This window comes from Streptomyces sp. MCA2, assembly GCF_023544705.1.
In the GTDB taxonomy this organism is placed as follows: Bacteria; Actinomycetota; Actinomycetes; order Streptomycetales; family Streptomycetaceae; genus Streptomyces; species Streptomyces decoyicus.
The window spans coordinates 172,724-195,166 of sequence record NZ_JAMJFM010000007.1; the positions used below are offsets into that span (position 1 = coordinate 172,724).

Sequence of the window (22,443 nt, forward strand, 5' to 3'; positions counted from 1 at the left end):
CACGTCGTTACAGCATGTGCAGGTGCCCTTACGGGCCTGCACACCCCCGAGCCCCGACTCCCGCCCGGTAACAAGACGGCAAGAGGGCGGAAAAGCGGAGCAGGGGGTGCAACCGCTCGACGGGATTCGCCCTCTGAACCATCGGAAAAAGGTTCGGACCCCGCTCGCGCCCAAGAGATGCTGTCGACACGAAATGTAGATTCAGTGACTGTGAAAGAAGCCCTCGATCCGCTGACGGGGCCCACCATCACGCCATCCGCACAGGTCAGCATCGTCGTCATCGCCTTCAACGATGCCGGCCATGTCTGCGAGGCGGTGCGCTCCGCACTCGCGCAGGGGCCCCCTGGCGAAACGGTCACCGAAGTGATCGCGGTGAACGACGCCTCCACCGACGGCACCGGCGCCGCCCTGGACGCCCTCGCCCACACCGAACCGCGGCTGCGGGTGATCCACCGCGACACGAACAGCGGCGGCTGCGGCACCCCGCGCAACGACGGTCTGCGCGCCGCCACCGGGCGGTTCGTGATGTTCCTCGACAGCGACGATGTGCTGCCCCCGGGCGCGACCCGGGCGCTGCTGGCCGCCGCTCTGGAACATGACGCCCCGGTCGCGGCCGGTGCCTGCGTACGCCGTGAGCTGCCCGCGCACCGCGATGTCGCCTGGCAGCCCGGCCTCTACCGCGAGCCGGCCGTCCACCACTCCCCCGAGGACAGCCCCCAGCTGGTCCGGGACACGCTGTGCGTCAACAAGCTCTACGAGCGGGAGTTCCTCGCCGCGCACGACATCACCTTCCCCGAGGGCCGCTTCACCTACGAGGACTTCGTGTTCACCGCGCGGGTGCTGGCCGCCGCCCCGCGGGTCGTCACGATCCCCGACCGCGTCTATCTCTGGCATGTGCGCCGGTCGGCCGCCCGGCAGTCGATCTCGCTGGACCGCAAGGACGTCGCCAACTGGCAGGCGCGGATCGCGGCGCACCGCGCCAGCGTGCAGATCTTCCAGGACGCCGGGCACAAGGCGCTGGCGCACGCCGCGGCCACCAAGTTCCTCGACCACGATCTGCGGATGTACGTCCGCGAGCTGCACACCCGCGGCGCCGACTACCGCACCGAGTGGTGGCGGCTGACCCGTGACTATCTGGCCGGTTTCGACGAGGCCGATCTGCGGGCGGCGCGCGCCCCGGCGCGCTGGCTTGCCCGGGTGGTGCTGGCCTCGCCGGCCCCGCGGGACCTCGGGCGGCTGACGCAGCTGGCGGCCCGGCCCGGCCGGCTGCTGCCGCCGTACGCGGAGGCCGACGGCCGCGCGGTGTGGTCCAAGGACCTGCCGGAGGTCGAACTGGACGCGATCGGCACCAAGCCGATGCACCGCCTGCCGGTGACCATAGATGCGGAGCCGTCCGCCAGCAGCCCCGGTGTGCTGCGGCTGCGGGTGCACGATCTGTACGGGCGGCTGGCCGCGGCCGGTCCCGAGAGCATCGACGTCGAGCTGCGGCGCCGCCGGGACGACCGGCGCGGCCCGGTCCACACCGCCACGCTCACCCCGGCCCCGGCGGTCGGCGGTTCGGAGGCATGCTGGACCGCCGAGGTCGTGCTGGATCTCGGCGCGCTGGTGGAACGGGGCGGCCGGCATCGTGCCGACCCCGAGCCATGGGACCTGATGGCGCAGGTCAGCTGCGTGGACGGGGCCGGTTTCCGGGCCGCGCTGCGGGCCACGGGTCCGGGCCTGCGCCGCCGGGTGCTGCCCAGCCGACGCCATGCCGTGCTGTTGGTGCAGCCGTATGCGACGACCGGCGGCGCACTGTCACTGCGGGTCGCCTCGGGCCCGCGCAGCGTATGGCGGATCGCCGCCCGACGGCTGCGCGGCTGAAGCGCCCCGGCCCGCCCCCCGCACTCTTCGACCCCGACCTAGGATTGGCGCTATGTCTTACTTGATCACGGGTGGTGCCGGCTACATCGGCTCCCATGTCGTACGGGCCCTGCGGCAGGCCGGCGAGACGGTCGTCGTCCTCGACGATCTGACGACGGGCGTGGCCGCCCGGATCCCCGAGGGCGTTCCCCTGGTCGTCGGCTCCACGCTCGACCGCGCGCTGCTCGATGCCACCCTCGCCGAGCACGGCGTCACCGATGTCGTGCATCTGGCCGCCAAGAAGCAGGTCGGCGAGTCCGTCGAGATGCCGCTGGTCTACTACCGCGAGAACGTGCACGGTCTCCAGACGCTGCTGGAGGCGATGGCCTCGGGCGGTGTCGGGCGACTGGTGTTCTCCTCCTCGGCCGCGGTCTACGGCATGCCGGATGTGGACCTGGTCACCGAGGAGACCCCCTGCACTCCGATCAACCCGTACGGCGAGACCAAGCTCGTCGGTGAGTGGATGGCCCGTGCGGTGGGCAAGGCGCACGGCATCAGCACCGCCTGTCTGCGCTACTTCAACGTCGCCGGGACGGCCACCCCCGAGCTGGCCGACACCGGGGTCTACAACATCGTCCCGATGGTCTTCGAGAAGCTCACCGAGGGCGCCGCGCCGCGCATCTTCGGCGATGACTACGACACCCCCGACGGCACCTGCATCCGCGACTACATCCATGTCGCCGACCTCGCGGAGGCCCATGTGACGGCCGCCCGCAAGCTCGCCGAGCCGGGCCCGGTCCGCGATCTGACCCTCAACATCGGGCGCGGCGAGGGTGTTTCGGTGCGCGAGATGGTCGATCTGATCACCGAGATCACCGGGCATCAGGGTGTCACCGCCGAGGTCACCCCGCGCCGTGCGGGCGACCCGGCCCGGGTGGTCGCGGCCGCCGATCGGATCACCGCCGAGCTGGGCTGGAAGGCCCGTCACGACGTCCGCGACATGATCACTTCGGCCTGGGCGGGCTGGCAGCACCACCACCTGTCATGAGCCGCCCGCCGCGGCCGGTCTGCGCAGGATGAGGCAGGCCTGCGGGGTCGGCTCCCCCCTGCTCGTCCCCCACTGGGAAGGGGCCACCCGCGGGTGCCCCGGGGGCGCGGGTCAGGCCAGCGGGTGCGAGGTCCGGCCCGAGGCCTCGTCGATCTCGTCGTGTGCCTTGGTCAGCAGCTTCATCGCCAGTTCGTTGAGCGCTCTGGCTCCCGCGACTTCCTCGCCGACCCTCGGCTGGTTCGAGTCGACGGGGTGGCGGCTGGCGTATCCGTGGGCCCGCACCTCGCTCCCGTCGGGGAGCCGTACGAGGGCGGCCGCGCGGGTGCGGTGGGTGTCCTCCTCGAATTCCATGTCGACATGCCATCCGACAGTGGTCTGCAACATGACGGTCACCTCCGGAGCCCCTGCTACCAGCGTGCGCCTGCCGGCCGGCAGGCGCACGCGGTCCGTCCCGGTCAGCCGCACCGGCGGCGCAGCTGCCGCGCCAGGGGACCGGCGCCGGGGACGGTGAGGGTCAGCGGGGTCCGCCCGTCGGCCGGGCCGCCGGCCGTCCGGACCGGCAGTTCGCGGCGGAGCGGGCCCGCGGTCACCCGCAGGGCCACCCGCCAGGTGCCCGGGGGGCCGCTGCGCAGCAGGGAGCGCACGGTGTAGTGGTCGGCGGCGCCGCGTTCGACGGTGGTGCGCAGTGCCACCGTGCGCGTCGCGTCGTAGAGGATCAGCCGCAGCTCGGCGTCCACGGGGCAGCCGGGCAGGGTGAGGCGCGCGGTGAGGGTGGCCCGTCCGGAGCGGGTGCAGTCCGCCGCGCCGCGCAGATCGCCGCCGAGCGGGCGGCGTACCCCGTCCGGGTCCAGGTCGAGGTGGAGATGGCCGTGCGGCCGGGACAGGAAGAGCGCGGCGACGGCGGGCCCGGCCGGGCCCCGGCCGACGATCCGTGGCACGCACTCCTCCTCCGTGTCGTCCTCGGGGACGAGCCAGGCCTCGCGGCGGAAGGCGGGCCCGTCCGCGCCCTCCGTGCCGTGGGCGGTGACCGCGATCTTGAGGCCCCATATGCCGCCGGACAGCGGCCCGCCGTCGGCGGCGGTGGCCGGGTCGACGGCGGCCTGCCACGCGCCGTCCGCGTAGTGGGCCGGGACGCGGTGGGTGGCGCCGCTGCGGTGCAGCACGATCTCGACGGTGTCGCCGCCGAGCCAGGGAAGGGTGGCGGTGCCCCGCAGGTGCAGTACGCCGCCCGCCCAGCGCCGGCGGATCAGCCGCTGGCGCAGCACCACACGGTCGGTGAGGTCGTAGCAGGCGTCGGGCAGGGCGTGCTGCGGGTCGCGGAAGTAGGGGTAGCGGGCGTACACCCGGCCGTCGCCGTCGAGGTGCGGCCGGTCCGGTTCCTGTGCGGTGTCGGCGCGGACGACGGCGGTCAGTTCGTCGTCGAGCCCGGCGCGCAGGCAGTGGGCGCGCAGCCGCAGCCGGGGCGGCAGGGCGGCCAGCACCCGGTCGGTGAGGTGGCGGGCGACGAGCGGGCGCGCGGCGGCGGCCATCCGCTGCCGGCCGGCCGCGTCGCGGGCGAGGTAGGCGGCCCCGAAGGGCATGAGTATCTCGCCGTGGAAGTGCCGGACCATCAGGGTGTCGCGCTGCTCGCCGGGCGGGACCTCGGCCGCGAGACCGTCGAGGACGGTGCCGATGTAGGCGAGGTACTCGCACCAGTCCATGTCCTGGCGGCTGGCGTTGCTGTTGTCGTCGCGTCCGTGCAGGTAGTAGCAGTCGTGATCGGCGAGGACGGAGACGGTCCCGGCGCGCAGCAGGGCGCTGATGCCGAACGGCAGGTCCTCGGCCAGCAGCCGGCCCTCGACGAAGCGCAGCCGGTGTTCTTCGAGGAAGGAGCGGCGGAAGAGCTTGTAGGCGGCCAGGGACCAGTAGACCGGGGAGTCGAAGACCGAGACCTTTTCGCTGGTGGTGCGCAGCTCGACGGGGGCGGCGCGGCCGTCGGCGCCGACGATCCGCCCGTAGACGACGTCCGAGCCGCATTTCTCGGCCATCCGGGTGAGGCGGAGCAGGGCCTCGGGGCCGAGCCGGTCGTCGGAGTCGAGGAAGAAGACGTAGTCGCCGGTGGCGCGGTCCAGTCCGGCGTTGCGGGGCTTGCCCGCGCCGCCCGAGGCCTCCTGGTGCAGCACGGTCAGATTGGGGTGGCGGCGGGCCTGTTCGGCCAGCCATTCCGCGCTGCCGTCGGTGGATCCGTCGTCGACCGCGATCACCTCGATGCGGCGCTGGTCCAGTGTCTGGGCGAAGACGGAGCCGAGGCTGCGGTCGAGGTAGCGCCGGGTGTTGTGCACCGGCACGATCACGGAGACCGTCGGCGTCATGGTGTCCGGGCCGGCGGGAGCCGCGGCCACGAGGTCGTCAGGGGCGGGCAACGTGCCCTCCGTTCTTTACTCAATCCCCCGAATTGCCCGGCGTCCCAGCCGAGCAAAAGGGACTATTAAGACATATAACGTGGGGTGAACGTTCGCCGATCGTGGAGGAGTGCCGGTGGCTCCGACGCCCGCCACCCCACAAGAGGCGGTCCGGCCCCGGAAGGTTGCCCGGCCCCATCCCCCGAGGGAACGCCCGCCCGCCGCGCACCGGCCCCGCGGGCGGCCGGCGGCGCCCTGGCCCGCGCCGGCGCCCTGGCTCGCGGCGGCCCTGTCCATGGGGGCGTACTGCCTCGCCCTCGCCCTGTACGGCAGCTACCCCTTCGGCCCGCGCTCACGCGCCGTCAATGACCTGGGCAATCAGTTCGTGCCGTTCCATGCCCGGCTGTGGGACCTGATGCACGGCACCACCAGCGGCGATCTGTTCTTCAACTGGAGCAGCGGCTACGGCGTCCCGTTCCTCGCCGACTTCTTCACCTATCTCATGAACCCCTTCTCCTGGCTCGTCGGGCTCTTCCCCCGCGCGCTGGCCGACCTCCCCGTCTTCCTGGTCACCCTGCTCAGCATCGGCCTGGGCGCCGCCCTGATGACCGTCTTCCTCGGCCGGCTGCACCAGGGCTCCGGCCCGCTGCGGGCGCTGCTGTCGGTGGGGTACGGGCTGTGCGCCTGGGTGCTGAACGACGGTTTCGCCGACCCGATGTGGATGTGGGGCCTGGTCGCGCTGCCGATGCTGGGGATCGCCGCGGACTGGTGTCTGCGCCGCACCCGCTGGGTGGCCGGCACCCTGCTGGTCGCCCTCGCCTGGGCCGGCAACTTCTATACGGCCGCGATGGCGACCCTGGCGATGGCACTGGTGCTGGCGGTGCGGCTGCTGACGGCCTCCCGGATGGCGTGGCGCGACCGGGGGGAGGCGCTGGCCCGCGCCGCCTCGATGGCACTGACCGGCATCCTGCTCGCCGCCCCCGTACTGACCGTCACCCTCCAGGCCGCCCGGTCCGCCCAGCCGGCGCCCCCGATGCCCTACGACGACCCGCCGTCGCCGCTCGATCAGTGGGCGCAGCTGCTGCCCGGCGGCCCCGCCGGGACCTCGGCCCCCCACCTCTCCATCGGGATCCCCGGGCTGCTGCTGGTGGCCGTCTTCCCGTTCGTGCGCGCCCTGCCGCTGCGGGTGCGCCTCGGCTGGTACGGCCTGGCGGCGGCCGTCGCGGCCTCGTTCACCTGGGAGCCGACGATCCTGCTGTGGCACGGCTTCGCCCTGCCCAACGGCAGCCTCTACCGCGCCGCCTTCGTCCTCAGCGGCATCCTGGTGATGATCGCCTGGCTCGCGATGGCACACCACCCGCGGCTCCGCGAACTGGCCGCGGGCGCGGGGCTGGTCGCGCTGCTCGCCTGGCTCTGCCGCGACCAGGCCGTGGTCGGCACCACCACCTGGATCCTGCTGGCCGGTGCCGGCACGGTGACCCTCCTGGGGCTGGCCGCGCTCACCGCGCCGCACACCTCCCGCACCCGGGCCGCCGTCACCGCCGCGCTGACCTGCACCGTCGTGCTCGGCTCGGCGTACACCGCGCTGTCGGTGACCGCGGTACGGGACGGGATCGACTGGTTCCAGCCCAAGATCACGCTGTCCGGGCCGTCGCTCGCGGCGCGGGACGGGCTGCTCGCCCGCGCCGACTGGCCGCGCTCGCGCACCGATCCGGGCCCGCACGAGTTCGCCGACAACGACCCGCTGCTGCTCGGCGGCGAGGGCGGCTCGTACTACAGCAGCTTCGTGCCCGCGGCCACCGCCCGCACCCTCCAAGCCCTGGGCGCCGGCTGGTACATGAAGGGCCGCCACACGCTCAGCTTCGAGGACCCGGTGGGCCAAGCGCTCATGGGCGTCGGCAGCTATCTGTCCCCGGTGCCGCAGCGCCGCGCCCTGTTCGTCCCCCGTCCGGCTCGCCCGGCCCCGCTGCTGACCGTACGCCGCACGCTCCCGCCCGCCGCCGGCGAGGAGACCGTCTTCGCCCGCCAGGAACGGGTGCTGGGAGCGGCCGTGTACGAGGTGCCGGCCCTGACGCCCACCGCGGGCCCGGCCCCGGTGCCCGAGCGTGGCGGCTGGCTGCTGCCCGCCGCGCGGCGGCCGGGGACGGACCCGGACAGCGCGGGGACCACCTTCACGGCGCACTGCACCCCGGGCAGCACCGCCCTCTGGTACGCGCCCTGGTTCTCCGGGGAGGTCAGCGGCCTGGGCGGGCGCTCCACGGGTATCGGCAGACAGGACGTCACCGCCAATCCGCTGCGGCCCCTGGGCCCGGTGCCCGCGGACGGCACGGTGTCGGTGCGCTTCCTCGGCAAGGGCCCGCAGCACGTCCCCCGGCAGGCGCTCGGCTGTCTGTCCGGGCGCAAGCTGACGGCGGCGGTGCACGCGCTGCGGGCCCGGGGCCCGGTGGCACTGACCACGGGCGGCCACCGGCTGACGGCCCGGCTGCACCCGGGCAGCAGGGGCAGCGCGGTGCTGGCGCTGCCGGCCGTACCGGGGTGGGGCTGTTCGGTGGACGGCGGGCCGCGGCGCGCACCGGACGCATTCGGCGGTCTGCTGGCCGTTCCGCTGGGCGCGGGGGCCGGGCGGCTGTCGTGCTCCTACCTGCCGCCGGGCCTGCACACGGGGCTTGCGGGGAGCGTCGCGGCGGCGCTCGTGGTCGCCGCGGTGGCCGTCTCCGGCGCCGTGCGCGGCCGGCGGCGCGTCCGCCGCCGCCCCGCCCCGCACCCCGCGACCGCCCCGCAGATGCGCAGGATCACCCCTCAGGGGCCGGTGTCCGAGCCGCCCCCTGGCCCCGGCGAAAAGGGCTGCTCATGAAGCTTTCCATCGTCGTCCCCTGTTACAACGAAGAGGCCGTCCTGAGCCGTTTCGACGCGACGGTCCGCACGGTCCTCGCCTCGCTCGCCGTCGAGTACGAGCTCTGTTACGTGGACGACGGCAGCGCCGACGGCACCCTGGCCCGGCTGCGCGGCCTCGCCCAGCAGCACCGCGGCACCACCCGCTACCTCTCCTTCAGCCGTAACTTCGGCAAGGAGCCCGCCATACTGGCCGGCCTGAAGGCGGCAACCGGCGACGCGGTGATCCTCATGGACGCCGATCTCCAGCATCCGCCCGAGCTCATCGAGACCATGCTCGACCTCTACCAGCTCGGCCACGACCAGGTCGTCGCCAAACGCAGCCGGACCGGCGACCGGCGGCTGCGGACCGTGCTGAGCAGGCTCTACTACCGCACCGTCAACACCTGGGTCGATGTCGAACTCACCGACGGGGTGGGCGACTTCCGGCTGCTGTCGCGCAAGGCCGTGGACGCGCTGCTCGCGCTGCCGGAGTACAACCGCTTCTCCAAGGGCCTGTTCTCCTGGATCGGCTTCGACACCGTCACCTTCGACTACCGCAATGCCGCGCGGGAGGCCGGCGAGACGAAGTGGCGCTTCGGCTCGCTGGTCAACTACGGCATCGACGGCATGCTCTCCTTCAACTGCCGCCCGCTGCGGCTGGCCATCTACGCCGGGCTCGGCCTCGCCTCGCTCGCCGCCGTCTACACCCTGTGGATCATCGGCGCGGCCCTCGTCGGCGGCGTCACCGCCCCGGGCTATGTGACGCTGGTGGCCATCATCGTGGGCCTGGGCGGGCTACAGATGGTGATGCTCGGGCTGATCGGCGAATACATCGGGCGGATCTACTACGAGGCCAAGCGGCGGCCGCACTTCCTGGTCAAGGAGAGCAACGCCATCACCCCTGCCACGCCTGCCACCCCCGCCCCGCCCGCCGCCCGCGGTCCGGCGGGGGCCGCCACCCCCGGCCAGCGGGCCGGCTGATGCGCGCCCTGTCCACGCCCGGCCGCCGGTGCCAGATCGTGCGCTTCGCCGCCGTCGGCGGGGTCAACACCCTGACCTTCTACGCCTGTTATCTGCCGCTGCACCGTCTGCTGCCGTACTTCGCGGCCTACACCACCGCCTTCGTGACGAGCATGGTCGGTTCCTTCTTCCTGAACACCTGCTTCACCTACCGCACCCGCCCGACCTGGACGAAGTTTCTGCTCTTCCCGCTGACGCAGGTCACCAACTACGGCGTGCAGAGCGCGGGGCTGGTGGCGCTGGTGGGCTGGTGCGGGATGAACACCGCGGTGGCGCCGCTGGTGGCGGCGCTGTGCGCCCTCCCGTTCAGCTATCTGGTCTCCCGGCGCATTCTGCGCCCGTCCGGCCGGACCGGTCCGAGCACAAAGGCCGGTCCGCCCCCGGTCCGCTCCGGCGGACCCGCCTGAGCCCGCCAGCCGCCGAACAACGCGGTCTGCCCGACGGAGGTCTGACGCGTCGTGTACAGCCTGCCGTCGAGGCCCAGCGCGACCACCACCGCGCGCCCGACCGCATCCTGGGCGACACCGGCCGCCGCCGAGTGCGGCACCCTGCCCCGCTGCCAGGGCCTGGGGCCCTCCTGGGCCATCGCCATCCGTACGTCGCCCGCGTCATCGCGCGCCGCGAGCACCATCCGGTCGCCGCTGCCGACCGGCGCCACCGCCACCCGCCCGTGGCCGCCGGCCGCCTCGCAGCGCGCCGACACCCGCCAGCCGCCGATCATCCGCTGCCGCTCGGCGATCAGCACCTGCGCGGTGACCGACCGCCGGAAGACGGCCCGCACCGCGCCGTCGGCCACCGGGACGATGCTGACCGGGCCGGCCGGCTGCGGCAGTCCGGTGGCCGCGGCCGGCCGCGGGATCCGGCCGGGCTCCTTGGACACCCAGTGCTGCACGGTCCCGACGGTCGGCGCGACCAGGTGGATCAGCCCGTCGGAGTCCACACACGCATCCAGCCCGTCGACGATCCGCGGTGAGGCCTTCAGGGTGCTGACCGGGCCCTCCAGCCGCTGCCACAGCGACCAGTTCCCGCCGTGCGGGCCGCTGCGGTGGGCGACATTGCCGTCCCAGGTCCGTACGAAGACATGCACCGTGCCGTCCGGCGTTGCCACCGCCGCCGGGAACCCGGTCTCCAGCGACCGGACCGGGTCCGGGTCCGGCGAGCCCAGCGACTCCCAGCGCGCGAAGACGGGGCTGCCGTCGGGGGCGGTGCCGCTCTGCGGTGCGGTCAGCACCTCGCGGCGGTGGGCGGCGTTGCGGCCCGGCAGCACGGTGCGGGAGGCGAACAGCTGGAGCGCACCGCCGGGGCGGCGCACCACATGGATCTGCCCCTGCAACAGCTCACCGCCGACCGGCACCGGCGCGCCGAAACTCCCGCTGCCCGGACGGGTCTCCGCCCAGCAGTAGGCCGTACCGCCCAGCACCGCGAAGGCGGCGAGCCGGCCGTCCGCGGCCCGGCGGATCCAGGCGTTGGAGCCGGGCGCGCGCAGCCGGGTGCTGCGGGTCCAGTTGCGGGAGCCGCCGTTGAGCGCCGAGCCGCCCACCTTGCGGTCGCCGCAGCCCGCCGGGTCGCCGCAGGCACGGTGGTCGGCCCAGCCGTAGACCGACAGCAGCCGGGCCTTGCGGCGGGCGGCCCTGAGGTCGAGGTCGTTGGGCAGCGCACCGGCCTCGTAACCGAGGTAGTTCTCCACGACCGCGGGGCGGCCGCGGCCGGCGTAGGCGGCCAGCGCGGCCTGCGCGAAGTAGGCGGAGGCGGTGTGGTCCTGATGGTCGTAGTAGCGCAGTCCCACCAGCCGCGGGTCGCGGTCCGGGGTGTCCGGCGGCCGCCTGCGGGAGTGCACCGCGTTGGGGTCCAGGGTGCGGACGACCGTGGGCCGGACCCGGTCGAGCACCGCCACCAGGGTCTCGGTGAGCTGGTCACGGGTGTAGTGGAACTGCCGCTTCACGGGGGTGCCCAGGGGGCGCAGCGTGGGGAGGGTGCCGGTGGCCCCCAGCCACAGACCGCGCAGACTGGCCGCCCGGGGCTGCCAGACGGCCCTGGCCTCCACCAGCCCCAGGAAGATCAGCTGGTGCTGCGGGGCGTCGCGCAGTGTCTGGATCTCCACCTCGAAGCCGGGGAGCAGCGAGAGCGCCGCGACGTCCCAGCGGGCGGCGGGGTCGCCGGTGGCCATCGCGGCGTGGGCGGCACGCAGTCCATTGGCCCGCGCCCGGGCGAAGGCGGCCCGGTTCTTCGGGACGCGGGCGGGATCGGGGGCGCGCCGGCTGACGTTGCGGCCGTCGGCCTCGCCGCCCGTGAGGCAGACGGTGACCGAGCGCGCCCCGCCGCGCAGGGACTGCTCCAGGTCGGGGTTCATGAAGTACAGCCCGTCATCGGCATGCGCGATGACCTGGAGGAAGGACTGCGCCGCCGGATCGGCCAGGGACCCTCCCGGTCCTGCCGGTTCGTCCGTACGGGGAGGGTGGTCCGTCAGCCGGGCCCATACGCCCGCACCCGCCGTCGCGGCGAGCACACCGCCGCCGGTGGCCTGAAGCAGCCGGCGGCGGGAGACACGGGGCGGGTCCGCGGGTGACACGTCCTCAGTATTCGGTCGCGCGCGTGATCCCGCTCACGCGAAACTCCCCACTTCACCAGATCCCTGAGGAGCACCACGGAAATGTCAGGCCCGACCGGAGAGGGGTGCCGCGGCGGATTCCCCGCCGCGGCGCCCCGCACGCCGTTCCTGGCCGGCCCGCAGCGGCGCCCCGTACGCCGTTCCTGGCCGGGCCCGGTCCTGCCGTCTCAGCGCCCGCCGAGCGCACTGACCACCGCCGCCGTCAGCTCGTCGAGATAGCCCGACGGCACCTCGTCACGAACGACCAGCAGCCGCCAGTAGAGCGGGCCGGTCAGCAGGTCCAGGGCCAGCCGGCCGTCCGCACCGGCCGGGATCTCCCCGCGCTCGACGGCGCGCGCCACCATCGCCGCGGCGATGCCCTGCTGGCTGTCGTGCAGCGCGGCCTTCAGCGCGCTCGCCAGCTCGGGGCTGCGGGCCGCCTCCGCCAGCAGGTCCGGGATGATCTGCGAGGCCATCGGGTGCCGCAGCGCACGGGCCGCGACCTCCAGCAGCATCCGCACGTCACCGTGGAGCGAACCGGTGTCGGGGGTCGGCATGCCCGCCGCGGCCACCGCGGAGACCACATCGAGAACGAGGTGCAGCTTGGAGCGCCACCGCCGGTAGACGGCGGTCTTGCCCACGCCCGCCCGCCGCGCGATGCCCTCGATCGACATCCGGGCGAAGCCCACCGCGGCGAGCTCCTCGAAGACCGCGGCGCGGATCGCCTCGGTCTTGTCCTCGCGTAGTACGGCGGCGCCTGCCGGGGTCCGGCGCGCTGCCACGGAGTCGTTCCCGCTGCCGTCTTTTGCCATGCCGGGAGCATAGCGTCACGACGCTACGGTTGCGTTTCGACGTGAGCTCCCTTTAGTGTCGGCGTCGCGACGATACGGACCCGTTCCGTCGTAGGCTCCCCGTTCTCGTTCCACCGCCCCCGTACGCAAGCGAAAGCGGCCTCCTCCATGCCCCAGACCCTCGCGCCTCCGGCCCCCGCACCGGCCGGGGCGCCCGCCTCCGGCACCTCTCCCGACCCCGAGCTGAGTGCGCTGGCCGAGCGCCACGGCCTCACGGTGAGCGGGGCCCGCCCCTCGCTGTCGGAGTACGTCCGGCAGCTGTGGGACCGGCGGCACTTCATCTCCGCCTTTGCCGGCGCCAAGCTGACGGCGCAGTACAGCCAGGCCAAGCTGGGACAGGTCTGGCAGGTGGCGACGCCGCTGCTGAACGCGTTCGTGTACTACTTGATCTTCGGTCTGCTGATCGGCACGAGGAAGGGCGTCCCCGACTTCGTGCCGTTCCTGGTGACCGGTGTCTTCATCTTCACCTTCACCCAGAGCTCGGTGATGGCCGGGACGCGGTCGATCTCGGGCAACCTGGGCCTGGTGCGGGCGCTGCACTTCCCGCGCGCCTGCCTGCCCGTCTCGTTCTGCCTGATGCAGCTCCAGCAGCTGCTGTTCTCGATGGGTGTGCTGGTGGTGATCCTGCTCGGCTACGGGCAGATCCCCACCTGGTCGTGGCTGCTGGCCATCCCGGCGCTGACGCTCCAGTTCGTCTTCAACACCGGGCTGGCGATGGTCATGGCCCGGCTGGGCAGCAAGACCCCGGACCTGGCGCAGCTGATGCCGTTCATCATGCGGACGTGGATGTATGCGTCGGGCGTGATGTTCAGCATCGACGTGATCCTCAAGGGCAAGCACGTCCCCGCCTTCGTGGAGATGCTGCTGAACGCCAACCCGGCCGCCGTCTACATCGACCTGATGCGCTTCGCGCTGATCGACAGCTTCACGCACGACAAGCTGCCGCCGCATGTGTGGGCGTTCGCCGGGGGCTGGGCGCTGCTGATGGGCGTCGTCGGCTTTGTGTACTTCTGGAAGGCCGAGGAGCGGTACGGACGTGGCTGAGCTCATGACGGAACAGAACAACGGCAACCGGCCGGCACCGGCCGCCGAGACCCGCATCCCGACCGTGATCGCGGACGATCTGCACATCGTCTACCGGGTCTACGGCACGGGTACGGGCAAGGGCGGGGCCACCGCGGCGCTCAACCGCATCGTCCGGCGCAAGCCCTCCGCGGGCGTACGCGAGGTGCACGCCGTCAAGGGCGTCTCCTTCACCGCCTACCGCGGCGAGTCCATCGGCCTGATCGGCTCCAACGGCTCGGGCAAGTCGACGCTGCTCAAGGCGGTCGCCGGCCTGCTGCCCGCCGAGCGCGGCAAGGTCTACACCCACGGCCAGCCCTCGCTGCTGGGCGTGAACGCCGCGCTGATGAACGACCTGACCGGCGAGAAGAACGTCCTGCTCGGCGGCCTGGCCATGGGCATGTCCCGCGACCAGGTCCGCGAGCGCTACGACGGCATCGTCGACTTCTCCGGCATCAACGAGAAGGGCGACTTCATCTCGCTGCCGATGCGCACCTACTCCTCCGGCATGGCCGCCCGCCTGCGGTTCTCCATCGCCGCGGCCAAGGACCACGACGTGCTGATGATCGACGAGGCCCTGGCCACCGGCGACCGCAGCTTCCAAAAGCGCTCCGAGGCCCGCATCCGCGAACTGCGCAAGGAAGCCGGCACGGTCTTCCTGGTCAGCCACAACAACAAGTCCATCCGCGACACCTGCGACCGCGTCCTGTGGCTGGAACGCGGCGAACTGCTGATGGACGGCCCGACGGACGAAGTGATCAAGGCCTACGAGGACCACCACCGCTGAGCCCGGGGGATCCGAAAGACACTCCGACCACGCCCCGGAGCCGGTCCGGCGGACCACGGCCGGCCCCGCGCGCACCGCACGGAAACGGGGACGGCCCCGGAAGCCTGAGCTTCCGGGGCCGTCCGCCGTATCCGGCGCGTCAGCTGTGGGTGCGCAGCAGCGTCCGCATCGTCCTCATGGCCACGGACAGGTTCGCCAGATCGAACCCCTCCGACCCGTAGATCTCCTCCAGCGTCGCCCGCGCACGGCTGAGGATCGCCGCGTTGGCCTGCTCCCAGGCCTTGAACCGCTGCTCCGGCGTCGAGGTGCCATTGCCCTCCGACAGCACATCCGCGGTCAGCGCCGCATGGGCCGCGAAGAGGTCCTCACGGATCGAGGCGCGGGCCATCGACTGCCAGCGGTCGTTGCGCGGCAGCTCCAGGATGCGGTCGAGGAGCTGGTTGATCCGCAGCCGCTCGCCCAGGTCGTAGTAGACCTCGGCGACATCCAGCGGCTCCTTGCCCATCCGGTCCGCGACGGCGACGATGTCCAGCGCCGGGAAGACCGAGGAGAATCCGGACACCTGGACGGCCAGTGGCTCGGGCACGCCCGCGGCGGTCAGCTCCTCCAGGATCGTCTGGAACCACTCCAGGTCGCTGCCCTGGAGCAGGTTCGGCAGCTCCTTCCAGAGCCCGGACACCCGCTCCGCGAAGAACTCGATGGTCTCCGACAGCTCCAGCGGCTGCGGGCGGTTGTTGAGCAGCCAGCGGGTGCCGCGCTCGACCAGCCGCCGGGAGTGCAGCCGGATCCGGGTCTGGACATCGGCCGCGACGACATTGTCGAGCGCCTCGACGTCGTCCCAGACCTGGTTCAGTCCGAAGATCGCCCGGGCCGCGGTGTGCGCCCGCACGACCTCTTCGAGGGAGGCCCCGGTCTCCTCCCGCATCCGGTGCAGGAAGCTCGTACCGCCGGTGTTGACGGTGTCGTTGACCAGCACCGTCGTGACGATCTCGCGGCGCAGCGCATGCCCGTCGACCTGCTCGGCGAAGCGGTCGTGCAGCGCCGAGGGGAAGTAGGCGTGCAGCAGCCGCTGGAGGTAGGGATCGTCCGGCAGCCCGGTCTGGATCAGCGCGTCCGCGACGGTGATCTTGGTGTAGGCCAGCAGCACCGCGGTCTCGGGCTGGGTCAGCCCGCGGCCGGCGTTCAGCCGCTCACGGATCTGCCGGTCGGTGGGCAGGAACTCCAGCGCCCGGTCGAGGTCGCCGTCGCGCACCAGGCGGCGCATGAAGCGCTGCTGGGCGTTGAGCATGCTGGAGGACTGGGCGAGGGCCAGCGCCAGCGCGGTGTTCTGCGCGTAGTTGTTGCGCAGCACCAGGGCGCCGACCTCGTCGGTCATCTCGGCCAGCAGCTTGTTGCGCTGCTTGACCGTCATATCGCCCTCCGCGACGACGGAGTTGAGCAGGATCTTGATGTTCACCTCGTGGTCGGAGGTGTCCACACCGGCGCTGTTGTCGATCGCATCGGTGTTGATCCTGCCGCCGGCCGAGGCGAACTCGATCCGGCCGAGCTGGGTCAGTCCCAGGTTGCCGCCCTCGCCGACGACCTTGACCCGCAGGTCCTCGCCGTTGACCCGGATGGCGTCGTTGGACTTGTCGCCCACATCGGCGTTGGACTCCGCCGAGGACTTCACATACGTCCCGATGCCGCCGTTCCACAGCAGGTCGACCGGCGCCTTGAGGATGGCCCGCATCAGATCGGCGGGCGTCATCTTCTTCACCCCGGCCTCGATGCCGAGGGCGGCCCGCACCTGGGCGTTGATCTGGATGGACTTGGCCGAGCGCGGGTGGATGCCACCGCCCTGGGAGAGCAGCTCGGTGTTGTAGTCCGCCCAGGAGGAGCGGGGCAGCTCGAAGAGCCGGCGGCGCTCGGCGTAGGAGGTCGCCGCGTCCGGGTTCGGGTCGATGAAGATGTGCCGGTGGTCGAAGGCGGCGACCAGCCGGATGTGCTCGCTGAGCAGCATGCCGTTGCCGAAGACGTCACCGGACATGTCGCCGACGCCGACCGTGGTGAAGTCCTCGGTCTGGGTGTCGTGGTCCAGCTCGCGGAAGTGCCGCTCGACCGACTCCCAGGCGCCGCGGGCGGTGATGCCCATGCCCTTGTGGTCGTAGCCCGCGCTGCCGCCGGAGGCGAAGGCGTCACCGAGCCAGAAGCCGTACGACTCGGCGACCTCGTTGGCGATGTCGGAGAACGTCGCGGTGCCCTTGTCGGCGGCGACGACCAGGTAGGTGTCGTCCTCGTCGTGCCGGACGACGTTCTGCGGGTGGACGACCTCGCCGCCGACGAGGTTGTCGGTGATGTCCAGCAGACCGGAGATGAAGGTCTTGTAGCTGGCGATGCCCTCGGCCAGCCAGGCGTCGCGGTCCTGCGACGGGTCCGGCAGCTGCTTGCCGACGAAGCCGCCCTTCGCGCCGACCGGCACGATGACGGTGTTCTTGACCATCTGCGCCTTGACCAGGCCGAGGATCTCCGTACGGAAGTCCTCCCGGCGGTCCGACCAGCGCAGACCACCGCGCGCGACCTTGCCGAACCGGAGGTGGACGCCCTCGACCTTCGGGGAGTACACCCAGATCTCGTACGCCGGGCGGGGCGCCGGCAGGTCGGGGATGGCCTGCGGGTCCAGCTTCATGGACAGGTAGGAGTGCGGCCGCCCCTGGCTGTCCTTCTGGTAGTGGTTGGTGCGCAGCGTCGCCTTGATGACGGTGAGGAAGGACCGCAGGATCCGGTCCTCGTCCAGGGAGGCGACCTGGTCCAGCGCGCCGTCCAGCTCCTCCAGCAGTCCGTCCGTCAGCTCCGTGCCGGCCCGCTGGCGGTCCGGGGACATCCGGGCCTCGAAGAGGGAGACCAGCAGCCGGGTGGTGTGGACGTTGTTGGAGAGGGTGTCCTCCATGTACGTCTGGCTGAAGGTCGATCCGGCCTGCCGCAGGTACTTGGCGTAGGCCCGCAGGACCATCGCCTGGCGCCAGTTGAGGCCGGCCCGCAGCACCAGGGTGTTGAAGTTGTCGCTCTCGGCCGCGCCGGTCCACACCGCCGTGAACGCGTCCTGGAAGCGCTCGCGGGCGTCGTCGCCCTTGATGTGCTCCGGCATCCGCAGCCCGAAGTCGTAGACCCAGGCGATGGTGGAGTCGGCGCAGCGCAGCTCGTGCGGCCGCTCGTCGACGACCTCGACGCCCAGGCGGTTCAGGCCGGGCAGCACCCGGGACAGCGAGACCGGCTCGCCCCTGCGGTAGATCTTGAAGCGGCGCTCGCCGGGGCCGGCGCCGACCGGCTCGTAGAGGCTGACGGAGAAGTCGCGGCCGGGCTCGCCGGTGAGCTTCTCCAGATGCTGGAGGTCGGCGACGGCGCTGCGCGGGCTGTTGTCGGCCTTGTAGCCCTCGGGGAAGGCGTGGCCGTAGCGGCGCAGCAGCTCGGCGGCGCGCTCCTCGCCGAGCTCGGCGGTCAGCGCCTCGCCGAAGCCGTCGGCCCACGAGCGGGCGGCCTCCACCAGCCGGCTCTCCAGCCGGTCCGCATCGGCGTCGGTGAGCTCGGGAAGGCTGGCGCCGGGCTCGACACGGATGACGAAGTGCAGCCGGGAGAGGATCGACTCGGTGTTCCAGGCGGTGAAGTCGACGCTGGTGCCGCCGAGCTCCTCCTTGAGGATGTCGATCAGACGCAGCCGCACCCCGGTGGTGTAGCGGTCGCGCGGGAGGTAGACCAGCGCGGAGTAGTAGCGGCCGTACTCGTCCTGGCGGAGGTAGAGCCGCAGCCGGCGGCGCTCTTGCAGGTAGAGCACGCTGGTGGCGATGGCCCGCAGTTCATCGACGGGCGTCTGGAACAGCTCGTCGCGCGGGTAGGTCTCCAGGATCTGGAGCAGGTCGCGGCCGTCGTGGCTGTCCGGGCTGAACCCGGCGCCCTCCAGGACCTCGGCGACCTTGCGGCGGATGACCGGCACCCGGCGCACGGACTCGGTGTACGCGGCCGACGAGAACAGGCCCAGGAAGCGCCGCTCACCGACGACATTGCCCTCGGCGTCGAACTTCTTGACGCCGACGTAGTCGAGGTAGGAGGGGCGGTGGACGGTGGCGCGGCTGTTGGCCTTGGTCAGGATGAGCAGCTTGTGCTCACGGGCCTTGGCGCGGGCGTCCGCGGGGAGCCGGTTGAACGACGGCGAGACCGGGTGGCCGTCGGCGCTCTCGTGGTGCACCGGGTCGGCCCGCAGGATGCCCAGGCCCGTGCCGGGCACGGCGGTCAGCACATCCTCGTCGACACCGCCCTCACCGGGCACGGAGGCCAGCTCGTACTCGCGGTAGCCGAGGAAGGTGAAGTGGTCGGCGGACAGCCACCGCAGCAGCTCCTGGGCCTCCTCGATGTCCTCGGCGCGCAGATCCTCGGCGATCGGCTCGGCGGGCAGCTCATCGGCGATACGGCCGGCGGCGGCGCGCATCTTCTCCCAGTCCTCGACGGCCTCGCGGACGTCGGACAGCACCCGCAGCAGATCCGCGGTGATCTGCTTGAGGTCCTCGCGGTCGGTCTCGCGGTCCATCTCGACATGGATCCAGGACTCGGTCACCGCGTCGTGCGGCAGCTTCGCGCCCTTGCCCCGGCCGGTCCTGCCGTGCGCGTCGCAGGTGGAGTCGAAGACCTCGATGAGCTTGCCGGTGACATCACGGCGGACGATCACCTGCGGGTGGATCACGACATGGATGCCGCGCCCCTGCCGGGAGAGCTCATTGGTGACCGAGTCGACCAGGAACGGCATGTCGTCCGTGACGACCTCGACGACGGAGTGGCTGCACGTCCAGCCGTTCTCCTCGACGGTCGGGGTGTGCACCCGGACGTTCGCGGTGCCCTGAGGACGCGTCTCCGCGAGGCGGTAGTGGGAGAGCGCGGCGCCGAAGACATCCACCGGGTCCCGGTCGGTGAGGTCCTCGGGCGCGGTGTGCAGGTAGTAGCGCTGGAGGTATCCCGCAAGGTTGTCCGGGTCGAGTCCCCGTACCGGGTGCTTACCCCCGGCCGGGCTGCTCTCTACGACCCGGGCGGCCCTTGCGAGCAGCTCGGTCTTGGCTTCGTCCAGCTTGGTCTGCATGTCCTCTGGCTCCTGTCGCGCGCCGTTGCGTGACGTTGTGGAAGAACGTGATGGAAGCCGCACAACGCCGCAGCGACGCAGGGTGTCCTGTCGCTGTCGACGCTATGCCGCGATGAGAGAGGGCCGTGCCGATATCGACGGTCTTTGACAAAGTCGACATGGAATATTGGCCGCAACGACCAGCGACCGCCCGGTCACGGTGGTGCCCCGGGCGCACGGCAGGGGCCTCGATGCCCCCGCGGGTTATCGCGCTGATCACGGTGCAAGGCTATCGCTCCCCACACGGGTGCCGTCATGGGCCGTGTGCGTACAAAACCACGGCCCGAACTTAGACCTTCTGGACAACGGACTGCCGGGGTGGAATGTGCGTGGTGTCGTGGCGCCCGGACACCCGGCAGCCTCGCGGAGGAGCAGCGCATGAGCCCGCCGGCCGCCACGCGCCCGCGGCCCCTGGACGGTGATGTCCCCGCTAGACGGTTATGTCCCCCGCCAGCTCGACCGCCTCGGCGAGGGTGTCCACCACCGGCACCCCGGCGGCCTCCAGGCTGCCGCGGCTGTGCGAACCGCCCGTGTAGAGCACCGCGTGCGCCCCCGCGTCCCGCGCGGCCAGGGCATCGTCCACGGCGTCACCGATCACGACCGTGAGCCGGGGATCCACGCTCTCCATCGCCGCCAGATGCCGCACCATATGCGCGCTCTTCGTGCCTCCGGACGGCCCGGTCCTGCCCTCCACCCGCACGAACCGCGACTCGATCCCGAAGTCGCGCACGATCGGCAGCAGCTCGTCATGCCCGTACATGCTCAGGATCGACTGGCTGCGCCCGGCCGCCTGCCACCCCTCCAGGAGCTGATGCACGCCCTCGGCGAGCTCACAGCCCAGCCGGTGCGTGCTGTAGTGGCGGTGGAAGGCCTCGTCCATCACCAGCCACTCCGCGTCCGTCGGCAGCCGGCCCATCAGCCGCTCGTAGAACCGCGGCACGGGCACGCAGTACAGGTCCCGGTACGACTCCAGGGTGATCGGCTCCAGACCGATCTCCGCGAAGGCGGAGTTCGTCGCCCCGATGACGGCGTCGATGTCATGGAACAGCGTGCCGTTCCAGTCCCAGACGATGTGTGTGGCGTGCTTTCCCATGTGGTCCCCCACGTCGTTGCCCGTGCGCTTCCCCATGAAGAAAAAATACCCGCAGCCACTGACAACGCGGCCCGGTCCGCGGACAACCCGCCCCTACCCGATCAGATGCGGGATCTCCTGCACCCCGAACCACATCAGATCGTGGTCCTCCGCGCCGTCCACCGTGAACTGTGCGTCGTCATCGCCCTGGTCCGCCGCGCCGAGCGCCGCCGCGGCCGCCGCGATGTCCGCCTCCGCGTCCGCGGCATCCACATGCACCGCTGCGGCCTTCGACAGCCGCACCGGTCCGGCGACCCGCACCTCGCCCAGCGCCGACTGGTCCAGCCCCCGGTCCGGATCCGCCACCGCGGCGCCGTCCGGCACGTCCAGGGCCACCACCACACGCCGCCGCGCGGCCTGCGGGTGCACCGCGAGCTGCCGCAGCGACGCCTGCGCGGCACGGTTGAGCGCGGCGTACTCCAGCTCCTCGATGTCGTCCGAGACGTACCACTCGCGCAGCGCGGGAGTGACGGCGAACGCGTCCAAGGGGCCGGGGCCCAGCTCACCGTTCTTGTGCGCCTCTGCGAGACCGGAAAGGGTCAGGGGGACATAGACGCGCATGGCAGCCGCTTCCGCTCGATTCGCTCGACTCCGAAGATTGTCCCGCCAGCATACGGGCGCGAGTCCCCCATCGTGCCGCCCCCGCATCCCCCGTGCCGCCCGCCCGGAGCCCGTCCCCCACCCCGCTCCCGAGGCCTCAGCCCAAGGCCACGACACGGAAGGGTGAACTCCTCGCAGCCCTCCTCCCGGCCGGTCCGCGCCTTGCTGCCGCCCCGAGCGCGCCGATACGAAGTTCCCCACCAAAAGCTACCGCCCAGTAATTCACGGGCCCGGCACCACGGGGGCGATCCACAGCATGACCGGCACGAACGACACCACCGCGCACACCACACCCGCCCTCAGCGGGCACAGCACGCCACCCGCCACCCCCGCCATCAGCGGGCACACCACACGCCCCACCACGCCCGCCGACACCGCGAACGCAGACGATCCGCGTACGCGCCCCACCGAGGCAGCGGCTCCGGCAGCGTCCCCCACCGTCCCCCGGCCCCGCAGGTCCCCCGCCGACCGCCGCCCCCTCGGCCCCGCGGGGAGCGGCCCCGGCTCGTCCCGCCGGAGCCCCGGTCCGGGCGGTCGCGGTCCGGGCTCCGCCGGCCGCGGCCCCACTCGTACCGCCCCGCCCGTCCCGCGCCAGGGCCGCCCCGCCGCCCTGGCCGCCGCGGCGAGCCGACGGCCCGGCACCGGCGCCCCGGCCACGCCCGTCACCGCGGCCGGCGTCCCGCTGCCCACGGCCGGGGCACAGCGCCGCGCGCACGAGAGCCGGCCGCATCACTGGTTCGCCCGGCAGCTGGTGCTCGCGCTCAGCGGCCAGCGCCCCGTGCACGCCCTGCTGGGCCATGCCCTGCCCGCCGCGTACGACCGGCTGGCGGAGCTCGCCCCGCAGGCGCCGCTGCGGCCGGTCAGCGGTGCCGGCCGGCACGGTCCCGCCCCCGTCGTGCGCGACTGCGGACTGTGCCGGCCGCGCCGCGGCGTCATCGAGGCCTTCGCCCGGATCGCGGCGGACGGGCGGCTGCGGGCCCTGGCCTTCCGGCTGGAGCTGGGCGCCGACTCCCGGTGGCGCTGCGCCGCCCTCGACATCGGCCCGTCCCCGGCCGTCCGGGGCCCGGTGGTCCGCTGACCGAGCACAGGGGCGCCCCGGCCGGGCTCCGGCCGGGGCGC

15 protein-coding genes are annotated in these 22,443 nt (G+C 72.5%); 8 read left to right on the plus strand and 7 right to left on the minus strand.

Features of this window, described 5'->3' with window-relative positions; all coding sequences use genetic code 11:
- The first annotated feature begins 210 nt into the window (after nt 1-210).
- Nucleotides 211-1,863, plus strand: a complete 1,653-nt coding sequence (locus tag M8I34_RS08220; protein ID WP_250048611.1) for a glycosyltransferase family A protein — start codon at nt 211-213, stop codon at nt 1,861-1,863.
- A gap of 52 nt (nt 1,864-1,915) precedes the next feature.
- Entirely contained in the window at nt 1,916-2,890 is a 975-nt protein-coding gene (gene galE / locus M8I34_RS08225; RefSeq protein WP_250048578.1) for a UDP-glucose 4-epimerase GalE, read from the plus strand.
- 111 nt (nt 2,891-3,001) lie between these two features.
- On the opposite strand, the gene M8I34_RS08230 is transcribed toward galE, so the two are convergent.
- Together M8I34_RS08230 and M8I34_RS08235 are read right to left on the minus strand one after the other, a co-directional pair.
- Nucleotides 3,002-3,274 (minus strand): DUF1876 domain-containing protein, encoded by a 273-nt coding sequence (locus tag M8I34_RS08230; RefSeq protein ID WP_030986764.1) that lies wholly within the window; start codon nt 3,272-3,274, stop codon nt 3,002-3,004.
- A 71-nt stretch (nt 3,275-3,345) separates the two neighbouring features.
- The gene (locus M8I34_RS08235) at nt 3,346-5,292 is read right to left on the minus strand and encodes a glycosyltransferase (protein ID WP_250048579.1); all 1,947 of its coding nucleotides are present in this window, start codon (nt 5,290-5,292) and stop codon (nt 3,346-3,348) included.
- A 115-nt stretch (nt 5,293-5,407) separates the two neighbouring features.
- On the opposite strand from M8I34_RS08235, the gene M8I34_RS08240 reads away from it, so the two are divergent.
- The 3 genes from M8I34_RS08240 to M8I34_RS08250 are packed head-to-tail and all read left to right on the plus strand — an operon-like array spanning nt 5,408 to nt 9,572.
- Nucleotides 5,408-8,125, plus strand: a complete 2,718-nt coding sequence (locus M8I34_RS08240) for a YfhO family protein (RefSeq protein WP_250048580.1) — start codon at nt 5,408-5,410, stop codon at nt 8,123-8,125.
- Nucleotides 8,122-9,126, plus strand: a complete 1,005-nt coding sequence (locus M8I34_RS08245) for a glycosyltransferase family 2 protein (RefSeq protein WP_250048581.1) — start codon at nt 8,122-8,124, stop codon at nt 9,124-9,126. Before M8I34_RS08240 ends, M8I34_RS08245 begins: the two co-directional genes overlap by 4 nt.
- Nucleotides 9,126-9,572 carry a GtrA family protein gene (locus tag M8I34_RS08250; RefSeq protein ID WP_250048582.1) on the plus strand — a complete coding sequence of 149 codons (447 nt, stop codon included), beginning with the start codon at nt 9,126-9,128 and terminating at the stop codon, nt 9,570-9,572. The genes M8I34_RS08245 and M8I34_RS08250 overlap by 1 nt, the downstream gene beginning before the upstream one ends.
- Here M8I34_RS08250 and M8I34_RS08255 read toward each other — a convergent pair.
- Together M8I34_RS08255 and M8I34_RS08260 are read right to left on the minus strand one after the other, a co-directional pair.
- Nucleotides 9,476-11,734, minus strand: a complete 2,259-nt coding sequence (locus M8I34_RS08255) for a PIG-L family deacetylase (RefSeq protein ID WP_250048583.1) — start codon at nt 11,732-11,734, stop codon at nt 9,476-9,478. The genes M8I34_RS08250 and M8I34_RS08255 overlap by 97 nt on opposite strands.
- Before the next feature lie 206 nt (nt 11,735-11,940).
- Nucleotides 11,941-12,564: a TetR/AcrR family transcriptional regulator gene (locus M8I34_RS08260; RefSeq protein WP_030083539.1), complete on the minus strand. Its 624-nt coding sequence runs from the start codon at nt 12,562-12,564 to the stop codon at nt 11,941-11,943.
- A gap of 147 nt (nt 12,565-12,711) precedes the next feature.
- On the opposite strand from M8I34_RS08260, the gene M8I34_RS08265 reads away from it, so the two are divergent.
- Together M8I34_RS08265 and M8I34_RS08270 are read left to right on the plus strand one after the other, a co-directional pair.
- Nucleotides 12,712-13,647, plus strand: a complete 936-nt coding sequence (locus M8I34_RS08265; protein WP_250048584.1) for an ABC transporter permease — start codon at nt 12,712-12,714, stop codon at nt 13,645-13,647.
- Between the two features lie 4 nt (nt 13,648-13,651).
- Complete coding sequence (locus tag M8I34_RS08270) at nt 13,652-14,452, plus strand: ABC transporter ATP-binding protein (RefSeq protein ID WP_250048612.1); 801 nt, start codon at nt 13,652-13,654, stop codon at nt 14,450-14,452.
- A gap of 139 nt (nt 14,453-14,591) precedes the next feature.
- Here the strand turns inward: M8I34_RS08270 and M8I34_RS08275 are convergent, their stop codons facing one another.
- The 3 genes from M8I34_RS08275 to M8I34_RS08285 form a co-directional block, all read right to left on the minus strand.
- Entirely contained in the window at nt 14,592-19,553 is a 4,962-nt protein-coding gene (locus M8I34_RS08275) for an NAD-glutamate dehydrogenase (protein WP_250048585.1), read from the minus strand.
- Nucleotides 19,554-20,022: 469 nt separating this feature from the next.
- The gene (locus tag M8I34_RS08280) at nt 20,023-20,685 is read right to left on the minus strand and encodes an HAD family hydrolase (protein WP_374210873.1); all 663 of its coding nucleotides are present in this window, start codon (nt 20,683-20,685) and stop codon (nt 20,023-20,025) included.
- Between the two features lie 93 nt (nt 20,686-20,778).
- Nucleotides 20,779-21,285 (minus strand): hypothetical protein, encoded by a 507-nt coding sequence (locus M8I34_RS08285; protein ID WP_244414522.1) that lies wholly within the window; start codon nt 21,283-21,285, stop codon nt 20,779-20,781.
- A gap of 295 nt (nt 21,286-21,580) precedes the next feature.
- Between M8I34_RS08285 and M8I34_RS08290 the strand changes: the two genes are divergently transcribed.
- Nucleotides 21,581-22,402 carry an Rv3235 family protein gene (locus M8I34_RS08290; RefSeq protein ID WP_250048587.1) on the plus strand — a complete coding sequence of 274 codons (822 nt, stop codon included), beginning with the start codon at nt 21,581-21,583 and terminating at the stop codon, nt 22,400-22,402.
- Nucleotides 22,403-22,443 lie beyond the last annotated feature (41 nt).

Bases quoted from the DNA above. Each gene is read 5' to 3' on its own strand.
- galE (WP_250048578.1), top strand. From the start codon at position 1,916: ATGTCTTACTTGATCACGGGTGGTGCCGGCTACATCGGCTCCCATGTC.
- M8I34_RS08265 (WP_250048584.1), top strand. From the start codon at position 12,712: ATGCCCCAGACCCTCGCGCCTCCGGCCCCCGCACCGGCCGGGGCGCCC.
- M8I34_RS08290 (WP_250048587.1), top strand. From the start codon at position 21,581: ATGACCGGCACGAACGACACCACCGCGCACACCACACCCGCCCTCAGC.
- M8I34_RS08275 (WP_250048585.1), bottom strand. From the start codon at position 19,553: ATGCAGACCAAGCTGGACGAAGCCAAGACCGAGCTGCTCGCAAGGGCC.
- M8I34_RS08230 (WP_030986764.1), bottom strand. From the start codon at position 3,274: ATGTTGCAGACCACTGTCGGATGGCATGTCGACATGGAATTCGAGGAG.
- M8I34_RS08250 (WP_250048582.1), top strand. From the start codon at position 9,126: ATGCGCGCCCTGTCCACGCCCGGCCGCCGGTGCCAGATCGTGCGCTTC.
- M8I34_RS08270 (WP_250048612.1), top strand. From the start codon at position 13,652: ATGACGGAACAGAACAACGGCAACCGGCCGGCACCGGCCGCCGAGACC.
- M8I34_RS08245 (WP_250048581.1), top strand. From the start codon at position 8,122: ATGAAGCTTTCCATCGTCGTCCCCTGTTACAACGAAGAGGCCGTCCTG.
- M8I34_RS08280 (WP_374210873.1), bottom strand. From the start codon at position 20,685: ATGGGAAAGCACGCCACACACATCGTCTGGGACTGGAACGGCACGCTG.
- M8I34_RS08260 (WP_030083539.1), bottom strand. From the start codon at position 12,564: ATGGCAAAAGACGGCAGCGGGAACGACTCCGTGGCAGCGCGCCGGACC.
- M8I34_RS08285 (WP_244414522.1), bottom strand. From the start codon at position 21,285: ATGCGCGTCTATGTCCCCCTGACCCTTTCCGGTCTCGCAGAGGCGCAC.